Source organism: Thermoanaerobaculia bacterium, assembly GCA_035717485.1.
GTDB lineage: Bacteria > Acidobacteriota > Thermoanaerobaculia > UBA5066 > DATFVB01 > DATFVB01.
On sequence record DASTIQ010000122.1, the window covers coordinates 1 to 4,219 of the forward strand.

The 4,219-nt window shown below is 72.5% G+C and carries 4 protein-coding genes; all 4 read right to left on the reverse strand.

The window, feature by feature from the left end:
- Window positions 1–1,113, reverse strand: a 1,113-nt coding sequence (locus VFS34_06600) for a PIG-L family deacetylase (GenBank protein ID HET9794115.1), incomplete at its 3' end; no start/stop codon positions are given.
- A gap of 49 nt (window positions 1,114–1,162) precedes the next feature.
- Window positions 1,163–2,110 (reverse strand): GNAT family N-acetyltransferase, encoded by a 948-nt coding sequence (locus VFS34_06605; protein HET9794116.1) that lies wholly within the window; start codon window positions 2,108–2,110, stop codon window positions 1,163–1,165.
- A complete protein-coding gene (locus VFS34_06610; protein ID HET9794117.1) occupies window positions 2,107–3,141 on the reverse strand; it encodes a glycosyltransferase in 1,035 nt (344 codons plus the stop codon). Before VFS34_06610 ends, VFS34_06605 begins: the two co-directional genes overlap by 4 nt.
- Window positions 3,138–4,157, reverse strand: a complete 1,020-nt coding sequence (locus VFS34_06615) for a glycosyltransferase family 4 protein (GenBank protein ID HET9794118.1) — start codon at window positions 4,155–4,157, stop codon at window positions 3,138–3,140. Before VFS34_06615 ends, VFS34_06610 begins: the two co-directional genes overlap by 4 nt.
- Window positions 4,158–4,219 lie beyond the last annotated feature (62 nt).

Below are 4,219 nucleotides of genomic sequence, written 5' to 3' on the forward strand. Positions count from 1 at the left end.
CGAGTAGACGATCGGCTCGGGCCCCGCCGCGCGGGCGGTGAGAAGACGAGCGAAATGATCCGGGGCGAGAACGTCGTCGTCGTCGAGGAACCCGAGCGCTTCTTCCCCGATCCGCTCGAGTCCGGCGTTGGCCGCGTTGGAGCGGCCCGCGGCCTGCGGATGATCGACGCGGACGAGATCGAAATCCGACGCGAACGGCGAAACCACCGCGTCGATCGGCCCTCCCCCGTCGTTGACCACGACGACCGCCCGGGGACGCGCGGTCTGCGCCGAGAGGCTCTGGAGCGCTTCCCGCAGGAGCGCCGGACGGTTGCGGGTTCGGATGACGACGGCCGCCGGGGCGACGCTCCTGTCGCCGGCCGCGATCGCGCCGGGTCCGATTTCCCGTCGGAGCTCCGACAGGGGAAGGACCGCCGCTTCGGGCGCCGACACGACCCGGAACGATTCGGCCGGCCCGCTCCCTTCGAGCGTGAGCGACCGGAAGGCGTTCAGGCCCTCGACCGCGCCGGCGTAGTCCCGGATCGACGCCTGGGAGACGAACCGCGAGACGGCGCGCCGCTTGGCCTCGGCGTGTTCGCCGAGAGGAACGAGGGCATTCGGGAGGATCGGCTGGGTGATCTCGTAGAACGCGATCCGGGTCCACCGCAGCACTCCGTGATCCGCGTCGCCCGGACGCGACGTCGCGACCGCCTCGTACGCCGCTTCCGCGACCGCCCGGTGATCGGGATGGATCTCGCACGGCGACGGGGCGAGGACGAGATCCGGGCGGAAATCGACGATCGCGCTGCGCAGACGGGCCGCGACTTCCTTCCGGCGCGCCGCGAGGGCGCGGTCCGGCAGGTCCCAAAAGACGACGTCGCGGATTCCGAGCTCCCCTGCCGCCTCCCGCGCCTCGCGCCGGCGGGTGTCCGGATCCGCGGACCCGGCGGGCCCCGCCTCCTGGGCCTCCCCGGACGTCAGGACGACCGCGCGGACGGCCTCCGCGGTCCGGGCGAGCCGTGCGAGGAGACCTCCCGCGCCGAAGACGTCGTCGTCGGGATGGGCGGAAAGGGTGAGCACGCGTTCCGCCGCGATCTCCGACGCGGAGTACGGGATCAGCTCGTTTTCCTCCATTCGTCCGCGGGCATTATCCCACGCTGCCGCGGATCCTCGCGGGCGCCGCTCACCGGTCGTCGTAGATCCCGGCAGCGATCTGCGCGCACCGCACGAACTCGGCGGTGACCGCCTCGTCGAAGGGGACCGTCGCGAACGAGAAGCCCGTCTCGGCGGCCCGCGCGCCGCGGCGGCGAGCCGCGTCGCGCCCCGCGATCGCGGAAAGGGGACCGTCCGGAGTTTCCCAGAAGACGAGGCGGCGCGCGCCCAGGGCGGCGGCCTCCGCCGAGAGGGCCTCGAAGAGCCGAAGCGCGCCCGAGGCGTCCGCGACGGCCGCCTCCACGACGAGCGCCTCCTCGGCGAGCACGGAGAGGACGCCGCAGGCGGCGTCGCCGCCGGTCCCCTCGACGGTCACGAACCGGTACCAGCGGTCGGGACGCGCGTGATAACGCCAGTTGATGCGCCGCCGGTCCCGGAGGAGCCCGGCCGGGAGCGCCGCGCGGCATCGGTCCCACAGCGCATCGTACGAAGCCTCGACCCATTCCGACCCGATTCCGGAACCGGTGAGACCGCCCTCGAGTTCGTATTCGATCGTCCGCACGGGGAACTCCGCCCGGTATCCGAGCAGCCGGGCTCCGGCGGCGAGCGCCCGCGCATTGGGAAAACCGAAGACGAAGGGCACGCCGCGAGACTTCAGGACGTCGAAGAGCGCGTCCGCCATCGAGCGAAAGGCGTTCCGGCGGCCTCCGAGATGCCGGATCGAAGGCTCCGTCGCCACGTCTCCGACCGAGACGATCGTCGACTCCCGCCCTCCGATCACGGCGCGAAGCGGCCACCCTCCGTAGTGCCCGACGATCCGGCCGTCGAGCTCGGCCACCGTGGCGATCCACCCGTCCGGGTTCTCCGGGTATTTCCACCGCCACTCTTCCGCGGTCATCGCGCGCCCGAACGTGCGGCCGAAGAGCTCGCGAATTCCGGGGGAATCCTCCTCCGTGGCGACGCGCACGGTGAAGCTCACGCGACGGCCCTCCCGAGCGGCCCGGGGCGGCCGTCGCCGGTCCGGAACGTCCGGACATACATCGTCCCGCCGAGGGCCCGCGCGACCTCCCCGACGTCGACGGACGAAGAGAGCGAAACCCCCGCGAACGGGAGGAGCGACGGGATCGGCGAGAACGCCAGGGCGCTTCCGTCCGCGCGCGCGGCCTCCGGCCCCACGGGCGGCGCCTCCGGCGCGGAACGGCGGAGAACGGACTCCGTTCCCTCCAGGACCGCCCGGCCGAGCCGGCCGTATCGGCGCGAACGATATCGCCGCCGGGAGAGGGCGCGGCGCTCTTCCGTTTCGGGGTTGCGCCGCGAGGAGGTGCCGGGAAAATGGAGGGCCCGGGCTTCCGCGACGACGCGAAGCGCGCGTCCCGACTCCCGAAGACGGTCCTCCCATTCCGTCTCTTCGTATTCGAACGGAAAACCTTCGTCGAACCGGCCGACCCGATCGACGACGTCGCGCCGCGTGACGAGCACGGATCCGACGAGATAGTCGGCGTCGCCTCCTTCCGTCCAGAGGCGCCACTGCCGGCGCGCATGCCGCGCGAATCGGGCGTCGGCGCCGGGCCGGAACGCGCCCGCCAGATCCCGTAGGAAACCGGATCCGTACCCGGTCGGCAGGAAGACGCGGCAGGCGCGATCGGCGAACTGGATCGGAGCCGCCGCTCCCACCCGCGGGGAGCCCGCCGCCTCGATCAGGGGGCGCAGCGCGCCCGGATCGAGCTCGGTATCGGCGTTGCAGAAGAGAAGGAAACCGCCGCGGGATTCCGAGATTCCGGCGTTGACGCCGCCCGAATAGCCGCGGTTCTCGATCGGAAGGAAGCGGTCGGCGGAAACGCCCCGCAGGCGTGAGACTTCCTCGGGGCCCGACCCGCAATCGACGACCACGACCTCGCCCTCGACGCCTCCGTGCTCGAAAGCGGCCCGGAGCGCCGCCACGCACGCCGACGCCTCGACCGCGGAGCGGTGCGAGACGACGATCGCCGACAGCTCGGGGCCGGAGATCATTTCCGCGCCTCGCGTTCTTCCCGTATCGCTTCCGCGAAGATCGCCTCCAGCCGGTCGGCGACGTCGCTCGTCCGGAACGCGGCGGCGCGGGCGGGCCCCCGATGCGCCAGGCGTTCCCGTTCGGGGCGATCGCGCAGGAGCTTCGCGACCGCCTCGGCGATCGCCGCGACGTCGCCCGGGGGGAAGAAGACCGCGGCGTCGCCCGCGGAGAAGCGATGCGCCGGCGTGTCGGAGAGCGCTGCCGGAAGGGACGACGCGAGCGCTTCCAGGGCGGGCAGGTCGAACCCGTCCTCCACGTGCGAGGGGCCGAGGAACACGTCCGCCCGCCGGTACAGAAACGGCATGCGATCGACGGCCACGGCCCGGTGGTATTCGTCGGTCGCTCCGAGATCCCGCTCCCATCGGGAGACGGGTTCGGGCGAGACGCGGAGAATCCGGAAGATTTCACCGCGGGCGCGCAGATCCACGAGCGCCGCGAGGCCGTCCCGCACTCCCTTCACGTCCCCTTCGTCGATCCCGGGCAGGAGAACCGAGAGAGGCTCCCGAGCCGGCCGTGGAGGAGAGGCGAACGCCGCCGCGTCGAACGCCTGCCCGATCACCTCCGCCTCGCCATGGCCGTTCTCGCGCAGGACCTCCCGGAGCCGCGGCGTCAGGGCGAGCTTCCGCGTCGGGAGCCGGTACGCCGCGACGATCCGGTCGCGAACGTTCGCGTAACCGCCGAAAGACGCCTCGTAGCCCTGGCACAGGTGGAACACGCGGCCGGCGGCGTGCGCGACGGCGGGCTCGACCGTCGTCCAGAACGTCGCGACGGCGACGTCGCTCTCGGGCAGGGCGCGGGACGTTCCGAAAGCCGACTCCTCGTACGCCGCCCTCCCGCGGGGAAACCAGGAGGGCGGCGGCTCGGGGCAGACGACCGTCACGCGGTGGCCGCGGCTCGCGAGCTCCTCGGCCTGCTGGAGGACGACCTTGGTTCCCCCCGAGAGGACGCTCGAAGCGAGGAGATAGACGATCCTCACCGCGGCCCTCGATACCGGGCCGTCGCGATCCACTGGATCGCTCCGAGAGCGAGCGGTTCGCT